Source organism: Streptomyces inhibens, from assembly GCF_022221585.1.
Lineage (GTDB): Bacteria > Actinomycetota > Actinomycetes > Streptomycetales > Streptomycetaceae > Streptomyces > Streptomyces inhibens.
Window position 1 is genome coordinate 6,351,318 of the sequence record NZ_CP084681.1, and the last position, 17,670, is coordinate 6,368,987.

Annotated in this window: 11 protein-coding genes; 1 reads left to right on the top strand and 10 read right to left on the bottom strand. The window is 72.2% G+C overall.

The features are described 5' to 3' along the window. Positions 1-71 precede the first annotated feature (71 nt). The 8 genes from KI385_RS28910 to KI385_RS28945 form a co-directional block, all read right to left on the bottom strand. A complete protein-coding gene (locus KI385_RS28910; RefSeq protein ID WP_342593477.1) occupies positions 72-2,471 on the bottom strand; it encodes an FtsX-like permease family protein in 2,400 nt (799 codons plus the stop codon). Continuing rightward, entirely contained in the window at positions 2,468-4,900 is a 2,433-nt protein-coding gene (locus tag KI385_RS28915; protein ID WP_238575073.1) for an FtsX-like permease family protein, read from the bottom strand. The genes KI385_RS28910 and KI385_RS28915 overlap by 4 nt, the downstream gene beginning before the upstream one ends. Beyond that, positions 4,897-5,586 (bottom strand): ABC transporter ATP-binding protein, encoded by a 690-nt coding sequence (locus tag KI385_RS28920; protein WP_238575074.1) that lies wholly within the window; start codon positions 5,584-5,586, stop codon positions 4,897-4,899. Before KI385_RS28920 ends, KI385_RS28915 begins: the two co-directional genes overlap by 4 nt. Next, on the bottom strand, positions 5,583-6,107 hold the full coding sequence (locus KI385_RS28925) for a PadR family transcriptional regulator (RefSeq protein WP_238575075.1): 525 nt from the start codon (positions 6,105-6,107) through the stop codon (positions 5,583-5,585). The genes KI385_RS28920 and KI385_RS28925 overlap by 4 nt, the downstream gene beginning before the upstream one ends. Before the next feature lie 100 nt (positions 6,108-6,207). Further along, entirely contained in the window at positions 6,208-8,544 is a 2,337-nt protein-coding gene (locus tag KI385_RS28930) for an ABC transporter permease (RefSeq protein WP_238575076.1), read from the bottom strand. Then, positions 8,541-9,227, bottom strand: coding sequence for an ABC transporter ATP-binding protein (locus KI385_RS28935; protein ID WP_238575077.1), 687 nt, complete (start codon positions 9,225-9,227; stop codon positions 8,541-8,543). Before KI385_RS28935 ends, KI385_RS28930 begins: the two co-directional genes overlap by 4 nt. Positions 9,228-9,332: 105 nt before the next feature. Further along, positions 9,333-9,641, bottom strand: coding sequence for a type II toxin-antitoxin system antitoxin (locus KI385_RS28940; RefSeq protein WP_238575078.1), 309 nt, complete (start codon positions 9,639-9,641; stop codon positions 9,333-9,335). A 49-nt stretch (positions 9,642-9,690) separates the two neighbouring features. Continuing rightward, complete coding sequence (locus tag KI385_RS28945; RefSeq protein ID WP_238575079.1) at positions 9,691-10,662, bottom strand: SPFH domain-containing protein; 972 nt, start codon at positions 10,660-10,662, stop codon at positions 9,691-9,693. Positions 10,663-10,971: 309 nt separating this feature from the next. On the opposite strand from KI385_RS28945, the gene KI385_RS28950 reads away from it, so the two are divergent. Beyond that, entirely contained in the window at positions 10,972-13,272 is a 2,301-nt protein-coding gene (locus tag KI385_RS28950; protein ID WP_238575080.1) for a transglycosylase domain-containing protein, read from the top strand. 78 nt (positions 13,273-13,350) lie between these two features. On the opposite strand, the gene KI385_RS28955 is transcribed toward KI385_RS28950, so the two are convergent. Together KI385_RS28955 and KI385_RS28960 are read right to left on the bottom strand one after the other, a co-directional pair. Further along, complete coding sequence (locus KI385_RS28955) at positions 13,351-14,814, bottom strand: catalase (RefSeq protein WP_238575081.1); 1,464 nt, start codon at positions 14,812-14,814, stop codon at positions 13,351-13,353. A 182-nt stretch (positions 14,815-14,996) separates the two neighbouring features. After that, complete coding sequence (locus KI385_RS28960) at positions 14,997-17,630, bottom strand: ATP-binding SpoIIE family protein phosphatase (RefSeq protein WP_238575082.1); 2,634 nt, start codon at positions 17,628-17,630, stop codon at positions 14,997-14,999. Between the last annotated feature and the right edge of the window lie 40 nt (positions 17,631-17,670).

Sequence of the window (17,670 nt, forward strand, 5' to 3'; positions counted from 1 at the left end):
GTTGGCGCGGCGCCGGCCGGGCGGCCGGGCGGCGGTGGGTGTGGCGGTGCCGGGGAAATGATCTCGCAGGTTCACTCCGTGCGCAGGCCGTCGGGCCGCATCAGGCGCCACAGCAGCGGCAGGGAGAGGGCGGTGACGCCCAGGATGACGGCTGCCGCGGTGCCGGTGATCGTGAGGATGGCCCACCAGTCGGGGTGCAGGGGGCGGCCGGCCGTGTGGACCAGGAGTGCGCCGAGGGCGAGGCCGCAGGTGATCGCCAGGGTCAGGCCCAGGGCGACGGGGACGGCGGTCTGCCACAGGACCGAGCGGCCGAGCAGGGCGCGGGGGGTGCCCAGGGCGTCGAGCGCGGACAACAGGCGGGCGCGTTCGCGGAGTTGGTCGACGGTTGTGATCAGCAGGCCGGAGCCGATCAGCAGGAGTACGGCGGCGGCGCCGGCGGTCAGGCCGCGGCGGGTGAGGTCGACGGCCTCGTTGCCGGTGTCGGTGGTGTAGGTGACCACGTCGGCCCGGATGTCGATGCGGGCGGCGGTGTTGCGGACGTGGTCGACGGCGTCGGGGCGGGCCGGGTCCAGACGCAGCAGAACGGAAATGCCGGGGCGGCGGAGGAGGTTGGGGTCCAGGGCCTTGGGGGTGGCGAGCAGGCCGGGGGTGGTGAGGCCGGGGCTCAGGCCGGTGTCGGCGACGGTGGCGCGGCGGGCGGTCGTGGGGACCGTCCAGGTGGCGGGCGCCCGGTGGTCCGCGCGGCTGCCGACCGGGTCGAGGGCCAGCCGTTCGCCGGGGTGCGGGGTGCGGTGGGCGGCCTCGGGGTCGTCGGTGAGGAAGACATCGCCGTCGGAGCAGGTGGTGAGGTGGGCCGTCCGGCGGAGGGTGGGGCAGTCGGCGACGATCAGGGCGTAGGGCTCGGGGTCGAAGTCCTCGGCGGAGGAGCCGTGTGCCATGGCCTGTTGGTGCCGGGCGGTGTCGGCGTAGCCGGTGAGCAGGGTGCGGGCGTCGAGGACGCCCTCGGTGGCGCGGAGCCGGGCGCGCATCTCGGGGACCCGGGCGGCGGGCACCGCGCCGTCCCGGGTGCTGACCTCGGTGCCCGCGGTGGCGGAGCGGGGCTGTTCGGGCCCGTCGCTCCAGATGCTGGTCAGCAGGAGCTGTACGGCGATGGCGCCGGCCACCGCGACGGTGATGCCGCTGACCGAACGGCTGGCTGCGGTGCTGCTCAACTGGAGCCGCCGGACGGCCAGTTGCCAGGACTGGCCGCCGTGGCCGACGCGGCCCAGGCGGGCCACCGCGACCTCCAGCAGCCAGGGCAGCAGCGCCGCGACGCCCAGCAGAAGCAGTGATGTGCCCAGGATCAGCCGGGCGTTGGCGGCGTCGCCGGAGCGCAGTCCGCCGATCGCCGACGGCAGCAGCAGCGCCACCCCGGCGGCCGGCAGCAGCGTCCGCCACCACAGCCGGCGGCGCAGCGGCGGCGCCGCACGGGTCACGCCCAGCGGTTCGACGGTGACCCGTCGCATGGTGAACAGCGTGACGCCGACCGAGCCGAGGGGGACGGCCAGCGCGACGAGGGCGCCCAGCGCGGTGTCGGGGACGACGTCGGAGGGGAAGACGCCGAAGTTGAAGACGGAGAGCGACGCCAGCGGAATACGCAGGGCGAGGAAGAGGGCGGTGCCGGTGAACAGGCCCAGGAGGGCGCCGGCCAGCGCCTCGCCGGCGGCGATCCGGCGGGTGGTGAGGCGGTCGGCGCCGACCAGGCGGAGCGCGGCCAGCCTGCGGTCGCGGCGTTCGCCGCCGAAGCGTACGGCGGTGGCGATGAAGACGGCGACGGGGGCGAGCAGCGCGACACAGCCCACGCTGATCGCCAGCGCCACCAGGGGGCTGGTCCGGAACGGGGCGCCGCGGTCGCCGAAGGCGGTGATCCGCTCGACCCCGCCGACGGACCGCCGCAGGGCGTCGCTGCCTTGGTAGAAGAGGAGTTCACCGGGGTGGGTGAGGCCCGCGGCGCCGATCTCGGCCGTGATCCGAAGATGCGGGAAGCGGCCCTTGAGCAGTGCGCCGTCGGGGGAGGACAGCAGGTCGGCGAGGGCGGGGGAGACCGCGAGCTCGCCGGGGCCGGGCAGTCGGGACAGGCCCGGCGGTACGGGGGCGTGCGGGCCTTCGGGCTGTACGACCCGGCCTCGCAGCGGCACCTCGCGGTAGGCGCTGTTCAGCGAGGCGGTCAGCAGCGAGTGGTCCGAGGGGCCGGTGCCTTCCACGGCGGGGACGGCGGCCCGGGCCCACTGGCGGTCCATGGCCGCGTTCAGCGCGTTGGGGAGGGCGGCGGCCAGCAGGAGGACGGCGACGCCCAGGCCGACGCCGAGCGCCGTCAGGGCCGTACGGATCCAGCCCTCGCGGCCGCCGGTGACGGCGAACCGGGCGCCCATGGCGAGGTCCGCGCACCAGCGGCGGGCCGCCGGGCCCTTGGGGGGTATCGGTGTGCTCACTCCGTCCGCAGTCCCTCGGGCCGCATCATCCGCCACAGCGGCGGCAGGCTCAGCACCGTCACGAAGAGGATCACGCCGCCGCCGATACCGGTCATCGCCGCCACCACGGGCCAGTCCACGATCACCGCGCTGTCGATCATCGACAGCAGCAGTGACCCCAGCGCGAGCCCGCAGCCCAGTGCGAGGCCCAGGCCGAGCACGACCGGAAGGGTGGTCTGCCACAGCACCGACCAGCCGAGGGTGGCGCGGCGGGTGCCGTACGCATCGAGGGTGGACAGCAGCCGCCGGCGCTCGTAGAGCTGCTCGACGGTGGAGATGATCAGGCCCGCGCCGATCAGCAGCAGGGTGATGGCGGCGCCGAAGAACAGGCCGTTGCGGACGCTGGTGTACTGCGCGGTGTGCGGATTGTCGACCGCGGAGAACTCGTTCAGCGACGGGTCGATATGGGCCGCGGTGTTGCGGATGTGCTCCACCGCGTCCGGGGTGGCCCGGTCGAAGTCGACCTTGATCTCCGTCATGGGGTCGTTGAGCCGGCCCGTGTCGAGCGCGGACGGGGTGGCCAGCAGGTCGTACGAGAAGGTACCGGGGCCGTATCCGGGCGCGATCTGCCGGGCGGTGCGGGCCGTCCCGGGGATCTTCCAGGGGTGCGGAGCCGCCGGGCCGCCCTCGGCGAGCGGGGCGTTGAGGTCGATGGTCGCACCGGGCGCGATGACGCGGTCCCGGGCCGGGACGTCGGTGAGGAACACGTCGCCGTCCCGGCAGGAGCCCAGACGGGCCAGGTGGCGCAGCTCGGCGCAGCTGCCGACGGCGACCGTCGCCTGGGCGCGGTCGGCCGGGGCCCGGCCCGCGAGCGGCATCGGGACGACCAGGCCCTCGATCGTGCCGCGGACCGCCGTCACCCCGGTGGTCCCGCGCAGGGCGGCGAGCGCCCGCTGGGTCTGCGGCCAGCCCTTGGAGTTGCCCCACAGACCGAGCTGCGGGAGCTTGCCGGACTCCGCGTACGCCTGGGTGTAACCGGCCTGCATACCGGTCAGCAGCATATGGATGGCGATCGCGCCGGCCACCGCGACGGTGATGCCGCTGACCGCGCGGGTGGCCGAGCCGCTGCTCAACTGCAGGCGACGGACGGCCAGTTGCCAGGGCACCGGGCCGCCGCGCAGCCGGCCGACCACCGCGTCCACCAGCCAGGGCAGCAGCGCGGTGACACCGAACAGCAGCAGCATCGAACCGGCCGCGAGCCGGATGGTGTTCAGCGGGGTGTCGGACCACGGCCGCTGCCAGACCAGCGGCACCAGCAGCAGGGTGCCCACGGTGGGCAGCGCCAGCCGCCACCACAGCCGCCGGCGGATCGGCGGGCGGTTGCGGACGATGCCCAGCGGCTCGACGGTGATGCCGCGCTGCGCGAACAGCGTCACCAGCACCGCCGCCGTCGGGACGAGCAGGGCGATCAGCGCCGTGGCGAGCGGGCCCGGGGCCACGTCCGAGGGGAAGACATTGATGCCCCACAGTGTGATGACCGAGGCGAACTGCCGGCCGCCCAGGAACAGCACGGCGCCGCCGGCCAGCCCCAGCAGCGAGCCGAACAGCGCCTCGCCGGAGGCGATCCGGCGGGTCATCCGCACATCGGCGCCGACCAGCCGGAGCGCGGCCAGCCGGCGCTCACGGCGCTCGTTGCCGAACCGTACGGAGGTGCCGATGAAGACCATCACCGGCATCATCAGCGCCACACACGTCATGATCACGAGCAGCACGGCGGGTGCCCGCATCGGCTGCGGGTCCCAGCTCTTGCCGAAGTGGTCGATGCGATAGCCGTCGGGCGCGGCCAGGGTGGCGCTCTGCGCGAAGTAGGTGAGCTCCTGCGGGCCGAGCAGGCCGTCGTCACCGATGACACCGGCCACCGTGTAGTCCAGCCGGTCGCGCAGCAGCGCGCCTTCGGGGGAGTCCAGCAGCTCCTTGAGCGCCGGCGAGACCAGCATCCGGCCGGGGCCGGGCAGTTGGCGGATGCCCGGAGGTACGGGCGGATGCGCACCGTCCGGGCGCACCAGCCGGCCGCGGATCGGCGCACCGCGGAAGGTGGTGTCGACGGAGGTGTAGCGCACGGTGTTGTCGGCGGACCGGGGCTCGTGGGCCTGGCCGAGGTTCTCGCGGGCCTTCTCCCGGCCGTGCCAGGAGTCCATCAGCGTCGGCACGGACGAGCCGAGCAGCAGGACGGCCACACCCAGGGCGACGCCCGCGGCCGTCAGCGCCGTACGGATCCAGCCCTCGCGGCCGCCGCCGGCCGCGAACCGCATGCCCATCGCGAGGTCACGGGCCCAGCCGGCGGGTCCGGTGCGCGGGGTGGCGCGCGGGCCCGGGGGCGCGGGTGCGGTGGGCGCGCGTTCGCCGCCGCGCCCGCCGTCGGCACCGGCGTGCGAGCGCAGCAGACTCATATCAAGCCCGCCAGCATGTCCTTCACTTTGCCGTCGCGGACGACGATCTCCCGGTCGGAGTAGGCGGCGACCCGGGCCTCGTGGGTGACCAGGACGACCGCGGCGTTGGTGTCGCGGGCGGCGTTGGTCAGCAGGGTCAGCACCCGTTCGCCGTTGAGCGAGTCCAGGGCGCCGGTCGGCTCGTCCGCGAAGATCACCCGCGGCCGGGTGGCGAGCGCGCGGGCGACCGCGATCCGCTGGCCCTGACCGCCGGAGATCTCACCGGGCCGCTGGCCGTGCACGGACTCGACCTCCAGCCGCTCCATCCACTCCCGGGCCTGCCGCTCGGCGTCCTTGCGCTTGGTGCCGTTCAGCCGCAGCGGCAGCGCGACATTCTCCAGACAGGTCAACTCCGGCACCAGCTGGCCGAATTGGAAGACAAAGCCGAATTCGGTACGGCGCAGGGCGCTGCGCTGGGCGTCGCTCATCCCGGTGAGGGTGTGCGGGCCGTAGCGGACGGTGCCGGAGTCCGGGCTGATGATCCCGGCCAGGCAGTGCAGCAGGGTCGATTTGCCGGAGCCGGAGGGGCCCATGACGGCGACGACCTCGCCGGGGTGGATGGAGAACTCCGCGCCGTCCAGCGCCGGCGTCACCCCGTAGGACTTGTACAGCCCCTCCGCTGCGAGCAGGGATCCCTCCGGCGTCATGTACGGACCGCTTCCGCCAGCTTGTCGAGCCGGGCGGCGGTCAGCTCCAGCCAGCGCAGATCGGCCTCCAGATGGAACAGCGCGTGGTCGCAGATCAGCTGGTCGGCGAGGTCGCCGGTGCGCTTGCGCTCGGTCAGTCCGCGCATCAGCCGCAGATGTTCGGCGCGCTGGGTGTCCAGCAGCTCGGCGGCGTCGCGGTCGGTGAGCAGCGCCAGGACGACCTTGGTGTAGAGCGTCGACTGCAGATACGGCTCGGGCTTCTCCGGGCGGGCCAGCCACTGGGCGACATCGGTGATACCGGCGTCCGTGATCGCGTACCGCTTGCGCTCGGGACCGGCGCCGGCCTCCACGCCGTCCACCTCGACCAGGCCGTTCTTCAGCAGCCGGGACATCGTGGAGTAGACCTGCCCGTAGTGCAGCGGTCGGTCCTGGCCGAAGTGTTCGTCGAAGGCCCGCTTGAGGTCGTAGCCATGGCGGGGGCCGGACTCCAGGAGGCCCAGCAGCGTATGACCGATTGACATGCCGACCACCTTACTCGTGGGTGTATCGCTGGTGTATACGCGTGCTGTATAGCGGACCGGGGCGGTGCGCCCCGGGGCGCACCGCCCCGGTCCGCCGGGATCACTCCGTACGCAGCCCGTCCGGGCGCATCATCCGCCACAGCGGCGGCAGGCTGAACAGAGTGACCAGCAGCACCAGACCGGCGCCGGTCGCGAGCATCGGCCAGACCACCGACCAGTCGAAGGTGGTCTTGCCCGCCATGTTCAGCAGCGCGAGGCCCAGCCCGGCGCCGCCCGCGAGCGCGAGGGCGAGCCCCAGGACGACCGGGACGACGGTCTGCCACAGGACCGACCAGCCGAGGGTGGCCCGCCGGGTGCCGAAGGCCACCAGCACGGACAGCAGCCGGCGGCGCTCACGCAGCTGCTCCAGCGTCGTCACCAGCATGCTGGCGGCGATCAGCGCCAGGGTCGCGGTGGACGCGACCAGCAGCCCGGTGCGCACGCTGTTGTACTGCTTGTCCCGCTCCAGGTTCTGCAGGGTGATGACGCGCATCTGCGGATCGATCCGGGCGGCGGTGTTGCGGACGTACTCGGCCGCATCGGGCACCGCCGGGTCGGTCTTCACCATGGCGCGGGCCATCGGATCGTCCAGCACGGTGGTGTCCAGCGCCCCGGGGGTGGCGAAGATCCCGAAGACCATCTCTCCCGAGGGGGCCTTGCGGGAGTCGACCGTGCGGGCCGACTTCGGAAGGGTCCACAGCCGCGGTGCGCCGTCGGACTCCTCGGTCTCCGGGTCCCGGTTGAAGAGCACCTGGGCACCGGGGCGCGCGGTCTTGAAGAGATAGTCGTCGTCGACCAGCCCGCTGTTGTCCTTGACGATGAAGACATCGCCGTCCTTGCAGGCACCGGTGTGCGCCAGCTCGCTCAGGGTGGGGCAGTCGCCGACGGTGACCTGGGTGGTCGGGGCGAAGTCCTCCCCCTTGCGGACCGGGCCGGGACGGGACGCGGAGGCCTCGACGGTCGCGATCACCCCGCGTACGCCCTCGGTGGTGCGGAACTGCGCCATCATCTTCCGGATCGTCGCGACATCACCGGACGGCAGCGTGAGGGACAGCTGCGCACGGCTCGGGTCCTGCCCGGTGACCTTCATGAAGTCGCTCTGGATGGCGGAGAAGAACAGCTGTAGCGCGATGGCCCCGGCGACCGCGACGGTGATCCCGCTGACCGCGCGGGCCGCCGAGCCGCTGCCCAGCTGGAGCCGGCGGGTGGCCAGCTGCCAGGGCAGCGGGCCGCCGCCGAGCCGTGCCACCACCGCCTCGACGACCCAGGGCAGCAGCAGGGTGATGCCGAACAGGACCAGCACCGCGCCGCCCGCGATCAGATACGGATTGACCACGCCGTTGCCCCGGTCGACCCGGCCGTTGAGCAGCAGCAGGGCGATACCCGCGACCGGGATCGGCAGCCGCCACCACAGCCGGCGCCGCCGGCCGGCGTTGTTCCGTACGATCCCCAGCGGTTCGATGGTCACCCCGCGCAGCGCGAGGAGCGTGACGGCGACGGCGCACAGCGGGACGGCGACGGCGATCAGCGCCGCCAGCGCCGGCAGCGGGGTCAGATCGCCGGGGAAGGCGCTGACGCCCCAGAGGGTGACCGAGCCGACGAACTGCCGTAGGGCCAGGAACATCGCGGCCCCCAGCAGCAGCCCGACGAGCGCACCGAACAGCGCCTCCCCGGCGGCCATCCAGCGCACCATCGGGACATCGGCGCCGACCAGCCGGAGCGCGGCCAGCCGCCGGTCGCGGCGCTCACCGCCGAAGCGGACCGCGGTGGCGATGAAGATGGCCACCGGCATCAGCAGCACCACACAGGCCACGATGATCGTGAGGAGCAGCATCGGGTTCAGCGGCGGCGCCTCCGTCCCGACGCCGAAGCGGGCGAGGCGATGGGCGCCGTGTGCGGTGGAGAGGGTGTCGCTGTCCGCGTAGTACGTCAGTTCGCCCGGCCCGGCCAGCCCGGGCTGCCCGATGGTGCCGACCGTCGTGAAGTGCAGCCGCTCGCGCAGCAGCTTTCCCTCCGGTGAGGCGAGCAGCTCTTTCAGCGCCGGGGAGACCACCATCTCGCCGCTGTGCGGCAGTTCGCGCACCCCGGGCGGGGCCGGCGCATCGGGCCCGTCGGGGCGCAGCAGCGCGCCGGTGATCGCATCGCCGCGGAAGGATGTCTCGGTGCGGGCGTACAGCAGGGTCGCCGAGGAGCGCGCGACCGGCTTCGCCCCCTCGACGGCCGTCCGGGCGTCGCCGCGCTGCTGCCGGGCGTCCAGGACGTGCGGAATCGACGCCGCCGCGAGCAGCAGCATCACACCGAGTGCCACGCCGACGGCCGTCAGGACCGTCCGGATCCAGCCCTCGCGGCCGCCGCCGGCCGCGAACCGTACGCCCAGGGCAAGATGGCGGGCCCTCATACCGCGCCCACCATTTCCCGGGCCACGCCGTCGCGGACCACGACCTCGCGGTCGGAGTAGGCGGCGACCCGGGTCTCGTGGGTGACCAGGACGACGGCGGCGCTGGTGTCGCGGGCGGCGTTGGTCAGCAGGGTCATCACACGTTCGCCGTTGAGCGAGTCGAGCGCGCCGGTGGGCTCGTCGGCGAAGACCACCCGGGGCGTGCCGGCCAGCGCACGCGCCACCGCGACCCGCTGGCCCTGTCCGCCGGAGACCTCACCGGGCCGCTTGGCCGCGACCGTGTCGACCTCCAGGCGCTCCAGCCACTCCAGCGAACGGGCCTCGGCCTCCTTGCGCTTGGCGCCGGTCAGCCGCAGCGGCAGCGCGACATTCTCCAGACAGGTCAACTCCGGTACCAACTGGCCGAATTGGAAGACGAAACCGAAGTCCGCGCGGCGCAGGGCGCTGCGCTCGGCGTCGCTCATCGCGGTCAGCTCGCGGTTGCCGTAGTGGACGGTGCCGGAGTCCGGGCCGATGATCCCGGCCAGGCAGTGCAGCAGCGTCGACTTGCCGGAGCCGGAGGGGCCCATGACGGCGACGACCTCGCCGGCGTGCAGGGAGAAGTCCGCGCCGTCGAGGGCGGGGGTGGTGCCGTACGACTTGCGCAGCGCGCTGGCGTGGAGCAGGGAACCGGCCGGGGTCATGCGTGGGCCTCCGGGAGTGCGGGCAGGGGGCATCGCCCTGGGTGTCCGATGGGCATGCCGAGCACTCTACATCAGGTGTATACGCGCAATGTATAGACGAGGTGTCTAGTCGCTCCGGGCGCCCTGTCCGCCCTGCCCGTCCTGGTCGCCGTCCGGGTCCTTCGCCTTGGGTGGCCGCCCGCGCCGCGGTATCGCCCCCGCCCCCCGGGGCAGCCGCCCCGCATCCGACAGCGCCTTGCGCAGCAGGAACTCGATCTGCGCGTTGGCGCTGCGCAGCTCGTCATCGGCCCAGCGCGTCAGCGCGTCATGGATCAACGGGTCCAGCCGCAGCAGCACCTGCTTGCGCTGCTGCGGCCGGCGCGCGGGGGGCCGCTCGCGCTCGGCGCCGGCCCCCTCGGGAGTGTCGGTGCTCATGCCCAAGCCTCGCTTCGCCCGGCCTCGCACCACTCGATGGTCCGCTCGCTCACTGGTAGAGGGAGCCCGTGTTCAGGACCGGCTGGGCGGCCCGGTCGCCGCACAGCACCACCATCAGATTGCTCACCATGGCCGCCTTGCGCTCCTCGTCCAGCTCGACGATGCCCTGTTCGCTGATCCGCTCCAGCGCCTGCTCGACCATGCCGACCGCACCCTCGACGATCTGCTGGCGGGCGGCCACGACCGCGCCGGCCTGCTGCCGCTGGAGCATCGCGGAGGCGATCTCGGGGGCGTAGGCGAGGTGGCTGAAGCGGGACTCGATGATCCGTACGCCGGCGGCCTGGACCCGGGCGGTCAGTTCGAGGGCGAGCTTCTCGGTGATCTCCTCGGCGTTGCCGCGCAGCGACAGGGCGTCCTCGTCGTGCGCGTCATAGGGGTACTCGATCGCGATGTGCCGGACGGCCGCCTCGGTCTGGGTGGCGACGAACTCCAGGAAGTCGTCGACCTCGAAGAGCGCCTGGGCGGTGTCCTCGACCTGCCAGACGACGATCGAGGCCAGCTCGATCGGGTTGCCGTAGGCGTCGTTGACCTTCAGTACCGCGGTCTCGTGGTTGCGCACCCGGGTGGAGATCTTCCGGGCGGTGGTGAGCGGGTTGACCCAGCGCAGTCCGTCGGTGCGGATGGTGCCGACGTACCGCCCGAAGAGCTGGATGACCCGGGCCTCGCCGGGCGCGACCATCTTCACGCCGGTCATACAGAAGAAGGAGCCGAGCAGCAGCAGGACGCCGACGATGACCATCGGCACACCGGCCGCGTTGTTGCCGCCGGAGCCGAGTATGCCGCCGACGATGATCACGGCGATGCCCAGTGCGACGCCGAGGACGGTGAGCAGCAGGGCGACGCCGCCCGGGATGCTGTGCGCCGGGGTCTCGCGGACCTGTGGCCGCGGCATCTGGGGGGCGTCGACGGTGAGGTCGTCGCCGGGGTCGGTGGTGCGGTCGGCCGCTGTCCGGTCGGACATAAGGGTCCCCGTTTCTCCAGATACGGCGAGTGATGTCCGCCGCAATTGGTGATGTCGCTGGTCTAGCAAAGTGATAGCACTTTAATCCTCGGATCGCCGAGCTGTCCAGCCGTATGCGGAGCCGCGTGCGTGACAAGTTCGCAGGTGAGGGCGTGGCGACGCAGAACACCCACCCGAAGGTTCCGTCAATCCCGGGTGCTGTATGTCACGTCGGAAAAAGCCGTGATCGATGAGTATCTGTTGACAGATGCGGTGTTAGCTTCAACAGCTGAATTAGCTGGGGGCGGAACGACTGGAGTTGCTGAAGCGATGGGCCGAGCGGAAGCGAGACGGGCGCGACAGGGGAGCACCCGCCGGGCCAAACCGAAACAGAAGAAGTCCGGCATACGCCGCCTCTTCACCTGGAAGAAGATCCTCGGAACCTTCCTCGGGGTCTGCCTGCTGGGCATCCTCGGTTTCATCGGCCTGTATCTGTACGTGGACATCCCGAGCGACGGCAACAAGGACGCGCAGCTGCAGAGCAACGTCTACAAGTACGCCGACGGCAAGATCATGGCGCGTACCGGACTGCGCAACCGCGAGAACGTCCCGCTCAACCGCATACCCAAGAAGGTCCAGTTCACCTTCGTCGCCGCCGAGAACAAGTCGTTCTACCACGACTCCGGCGTCGACCTGTTCGGCACCGCGCGCGGCATCCTCAACACGCTGATGGGCCACGGCAAGCAGGGTGGCTCGACGATCACCCAGCAGTACGTCAAGAACTACTACCTGAGCCAGGAGCAGACGGTCAGCCGCAAGCTCCAGGAGATCGTCATCTCGCTCAAGGTGGACAACAAGCTGGGCAAGGACAAGATCCTCGCCGGCTACATCAACACCAGCTACTACGGCCGCGGCGCCTACGGCATCCAGGCCGCCGCCCAGGCCTACTACCGCAAGGACGTCGAGAAGCTCACCGTCTCGGAGGGCGCCTACCTCGCCTCGCTGCTCCAGGCGCCGAACCAGTACGACTGGACCCTGGCGACCCAGGACGGCAAGGAGCGGGTCCAGGAGCGCTGGGCCTACACGCTCAACAACATGGTCGAGATGCACTGGCTCTCCCCGCAGGAGCGCGCCAAGCAGAAGTTCCAGGTCCCGAAGGACCCCAAGCCGCTGCCCGGCCTGACCGGCCAGACCAGCTACCTCGTGGCCCAGGCCAAGCAGGAGCTCTTCGCCCAGGGCGTCGACGAGAAGGCATTCGAGCGCGGCGGCTGGACGATCACCCTCGGTATCGAGAAGAACAAGCAGAAGGCGCTGGAGAAGGCCGTCCAGCGCAAGCTGACCGACGACCTCAAGCCCAAGCAGCGCAAGGTCGACGGGGACGCCCAGCTCGGCGCCACCTCCGTGGACCCCAAGACCGGTCACATCGTGGCGATGTACGGCGGCGCGGGCTACCCGAAGCACTACACGAACAACGCCACCCGCTCCGACTACCAGCCGGCCTCCACCTTCAAGCCGCTGATCCTGGCGTCCGCGTTGGAGAACAACGCGGTCACCACCCAGGACCAGGTGCCGATCACCCCGAACACGATCTACGACGGCCGTAACCGCCGCCCGGTCGTCGGCGGCACCATCCCCTTCGCACCGCCCAACGAGGACGAGCACCAGTACGGGAAGATCAGCGTCCAGATCGCGACCAACAACTCCGTCAACGCGGTCTTCGCGCAGATGGGCGCGGACGTCGGCCTGGACAAGATCAAGAAGACCGCGGTCAGCCTGGGCATGGACGGCTCCAAGATGGACGTCAAGCCCGCCATGACCCTGGGCACCATGGGCGCCAGCCCGCTCCAGATGGCCGGGGCCTACGCCACGCTCGACAACCACGGCAAGAAGGTCACCCCGACGCTGGTGACCAAGGCCGTGCACCCGGTCAACGGCGTCGACACGGAACAGCCGCTGAAGAACCCGATCGGCGACCAGGTGCTCAGCCGTAAGACCGCCGACACCGTCACCTCCGTACTGGCGGGTGTGGTCAACGACGGCACGGCCTCGGACGCCGTGAAGAACACCGCCTACCACGCGGTCGGCAAGACCGGCACCTCCGACGACAACAAGTCGGCGTGGTTCGTGGGCTACACGCCCAAGCTGGTCACCGCGGTCGGCATGTTCGGCGAGTCCCCCAAGGGCGGCGCCCAGGTCACCCTCAAGGGCACCGGCGGCGGCGGCCGGGTCAACGGCGGCGGCTACCCCGCCCAGGTGTGGGCGGAGTACACCGAGTCCGCGCTCGGCGGCAACATCGGCGCCGAATTCGACCTGGACACGGACCTCGGCGCCGGGGTGCCCCCGACCAGCACGCCGACGCCGAGCAACACCCCGTCGACGACCCCGACGCCGAGCAAGTCGCCGAGCGGTACGCCGACGCCGACCGGCACGCCGAGCGGTACGCCGACCCACACCCAGACCGGCCGGCCGACCGGCCCGGCCACACCGACCGGCACCGCGTCCGGCCCGCCGACCGGCGGCACGGACGGCGGCACGGACGGCGGCGTCGACACCGGCGGCACCAGCACCGGAACCACCGGCGGCCCTGGAGGCGACGGCAACAGAGCCAACAGCGTGCCCGGCTTCAACTGACGCCCGAGCGCACACAGCACCGCGGCCCCCGCCTCGATGGCGGGGGCCGCGGTGCGTGTGCGCGGGCGTTTCGGCGGCTCAGCCGCCGTTCACTTTCTTCGCGATCCGGTCGCCCACGTTCTTGTCGATGTTGCGCCAGTACTGGAGCGCGCGGTCGATCACCGGACGGCTGACGCCGTTGAGCAGATGTCCGGAGACGTTGTTGACGAGCCGGTCGCGGGCCGCGTCGTCGAGGACCTGGCGGACCATCGTGCCCGGCTGGCCGAAGTCATCGTCGTCGCGGCGCAGCGTGTAGGCCTCGCGCACCATCTCGCCGGCGGTCTGCCAGCCCGCGGGCTCTCCGTAGCGCAGGATGTCCGCCGCCGGACCGCCGTACCCGTTCGGGGCGTACGGCCTGGCCACACGGTTCGGGTCGTAGCGCATCGGGCCGTCCTTGGCGTACGAGTGGACGGGCACCCGCGGCCGGTTGGGCGGCAGCTGGGCGTAGTTCGGGCCGATGCGGTAGCGGTGGGTGTCCGGGTAGGAGAACAGCCGGCCCAGCAGCATCTTGTCGGGCGACGGGCCGATGCCCGGCACCATGTTGGACGGCTCGAACGCCGCCTGCTCGATGTGGATGAAGTAGTCGTCCGGGTTCTTGTTGAGCGTCATCCGCCCGACCTCGATCAGCGGGTAGTCGCCGTGCGGCCACACCTTGGTCAGGTCGAACGGGTTGAACCGGTAGTCCGGGGCGTCCGCGAACGGCATGACCTGTACATACAGCGTCCATGACGGAGCGTTGCCGCTGTCGATGGCGTCGTACAGATCACGGCGGTGGGCGTCGGCGTCCTCGCCGGCGATCCGGTCCGCGTCCTCCTGGGTGAGGAAGTCGATGCCCTGGTCGGTCTTGAAGTGGTACTTGATCCAGAACCTCTCGCCGCCGGCGTTGACCCACATATAGGTGTGCGAGCCGTAGCCGTTCATATTGCGGTAGGTCTTGGGGATGCCGCGGTCGCCCATCAGCCAGGTGACCATGTGCGCCGACTCCGGCGACAGCGTCCAGAAGTCCCACTGCATGTCGTTGTCGCGCATCCCGTTGTCCGGGCGGCGCTTCTGCGAGCGGATGAAGTCCTGGAACTTGATCGTGTCCCGGACGAAGAAGATCGGGGTGTTGTTCCCCACCAGGTCGTAGTTGCCGTCCTCGGTGTAGAACTTCAGGGCGAAGCCACGGGGATCGCGCCAGGTGTCGGGGGAGCCCTGCTCGCCCGCCACGGTCGAGAAGCGGGCCAGCATCTCGGTGGTCTTGCCCGGCTGGAAGAGATCCGCTTTGGTGAACTGGCTGACGTCGTTGGTGACTTCGAAGTGTCCATACGCGCCGGCGCCCTTGGCGTGCACCACCCGCTCGGGGACCCGTTCCCGGTTGAACTGGGCCATCTTCTCGATCAGGTAGTGGTCCTGGAGCAGGATGGGGCCGTCCGCACTCACAGTGAGTGAATGCTCGTCGCTCTCCACCGGAATACCGGCGTTGTTCGTTGTGCGCGGGACGTTGTGCGCGGTGCTGGTCATGGAGGAGTGCCTCCTGTATCGACGACTGGAGTAGGGGGTCGGTCAGTCCCGAATTGGGTCAGTCAGTCCCTTACGTCCACCCAAGCAGTCAACTCTTCCGACGGCATGTCGGCAAGAGTTGGACCCCATCCGGTCTCGGACGGGGTCCAACATGTGGGATACGGGAACGGGCGCCCCCGGACTCAGCCGCGCGGCGCCCCCGGCGGCATCGACAGCTCGAACCAGACGACCTTTCCCATGCTCAGACGGGTCGCGCCCCAGCGCCGCGCCATCCGGTTGACGAGGTAGAGACCCCGCCCGCCCTCGTCCGACGGCCGGGCCTGACGCAGCCGCGGCAGCTGCGGAACGTCGTCCCCGACCTCGCAGCGCAGTACGTCCGTCCGCAGCAACCGCAGCGTGATCGGCCGCTCCGCGTACCGCACCGCGTTCGTCACCACCTCGCTGACCAGCAGCTCCAGCTGGTCGGTCAGCTCGTCCAGGCCCCAGCGCGCCAGCGCCCGCCGGGCCAGCCGCCGGGCCTGCCCGGCCGTCTGCGCCTTCGGATCCAGATACCAGTACGCGACATCGCTCGGCGCGATCCCGTCGAACCGGGCCGCCAGCAGCGCGATGTCGTCATCGCGGTCGCCGGGCCCCAGCATGTCCAGCACCTCGTCGCACAGCGGCTCCAGCGGCGGCGGGTTGGGACCCGTCAGCCGGGCCGTCTCCGCCAGCCGCTCCCGCAGCTGCTCGATACCGGTCCACACGTCCCGGATCCGCGACTCGACCAGCCCGTCCGTGTACAGCACGAGCGTGGCGCCCGCCGGAGCGTCCAGCTCCACCGCCTCGAAGTCCACCCCGCCGACGCCGATCGGCGCGCCCGACGGCACCCGCAGCACCTCGGCGCGCCCGCCGCGGTGCAGCATCACCGGCGGCGGATGCCCCGCGTTGGCGATGGTGATCCGGTGCGCCACCGGGTCGTAGACCGCGTACATGCAGGTCGCCATGCGGTCCGTACCCAGCCGCTGCGCCTGCTCGTCGAGATGGTGCAGCACCTCCTGCGGCGGCAGATCGAGACCCGCCAGCGTCTGCGCGGTCGTCCGCAGCTGGCCCATGATCGCGGCCGAGGTCATCGAGTGCCCCATGACATCGCCGACCACCAGCGCCACCCGGCTGCCCGGCAGTGGGATCGCGTCGTACCAGTCGCCGCCCACCCGGGCCGTCTCGGCGGCCGGCAGATAGCGGCTGGCCAGCCGGACCCCGGTCGGCTGCGGCAGCGAGTCCGGCAGCATCGTGCGTTGCAGCGCATCGGCGATATACGCCTCGCGGCCGTAGAGCACCGCCTTGTCCACACCCAGCGCGGTGTGCGTCGCCAGCTGCGCCGCCACCAGCAGATCGTCCGGTTCGAACGCCGGCCGGTCCGGGCGGCGCAGGAACACCGCCGCACCGATCACCCGCCGACGGCCGCGCAGCGGCGCCAGGATCACCCGATGGCCGCCGGGCAGGCACGGGTCGGGACCCAGCAGCTCGGGCAGCGCGGTACGCGCCGCCTGCGCCTCGCCGAACAGCGGCCGTACGCCCCGCAGCACCTCGGCCAGCGGACCGCCGGGCCGCACCTCGGCCAGCTCCGCCGCGCTGCCGCCCATCGCCGGGCCCAGATCGGGCTGCGCGGGCAGCACCGGCAGCCGGGCGCCGTTGGTGTCCGGCTCCTCCGGAATCCGGTCGGTACGCCGCAGCCGCAGCACCACCGGGCCGGTCGGCCGCTCATCACCCACCGGCAGCGGATCCCGCAGATAGACGAGGATCGCGTCGGCGAACGTCGGCACCGTCGCGCGGCACAGGCCCAGCACGATCTCGTCGAGATCTATGCCCCGGGCGATCCGCCGGGTGGCCGCCCCGATGAACCGCAGCCGGTCACCGCCCGCCTGACGGGCCGCCGCCACCTCACCGCTCTCGCCCGGATGCGCCGAGCGGGCCGGAGGAACGGGCGGCGGGCCCTGCGGCGGGCTCGCCGGCGGCGGCACCTGGGCCCCGGTGGCCTCCCCGGCCCCCGCCGCCCGTGACGTCTCATCGTGGTGGGCACCCGAAGCGGAGGACCGCCCGTCGTGCGGCGCCGGCGACGGGCCCGGCACCGTCCCGCCCGGATCGCCGCCGCGCGGCCGCGACCGTCCGCCGCCGCCCGGACTTCCGCCTTCGCGCGGCCGCCCGATGCCCTCGCCGCCGTGCCGAGGGCGCTGCCCGCGGTGCGGCTCCTCACCCGGCTCGGGCGCCTCGACGCGACCCACCGCGCCCTGCGCCACCCGCCGCCCGGCTCGCGCCGTCTCCCGCTCCGCATCCGGCGCGCCGCCGGGCCGCCCGCTCGCGGGCATGGCCACCTCCCCGTAAGAGTCGCCGTACGCCTCACCGCACGGGATCGGCGCATCGTCCCGCGCGCCGGCACGACCGGAACGACCGGCGAAATGATCGTCGTCATGACCGGCGGCGCGTGGCGCGGCAGGCCCGCTGGAGTGACCGGCGGCAGTGCCCTCCGCCTCCGCCGCCGGGTCCCGCCGCGCCGCGCCATGGTCCGCGACCGGTTCGTCATCGGCGTGCCCGGCCTGCGGACCCGCCGAGGCTATGACGGCGCCACCGGCCAGACCGACGTCGTCACCGCCGCGCACCGCGAAGCCGCTGCCGGGCACCGGGGCGAACCCGGTCACGGCAGGCTGCTGCAGGGCGCTGCGCGGGTCGGGCACCGCGCCGAGCGGCGCCGTCCCGGCCGGTCCCCGAGCAGGGGACGCCGAGGGCGCGGCGGTCGAGGCCGACCGCCGCGATTCGTGGGAGGTGGGGTGCTCCGTCACGCGTGGGATTCCATCCGTCCGGGGCTGCGCGCCCGACGCT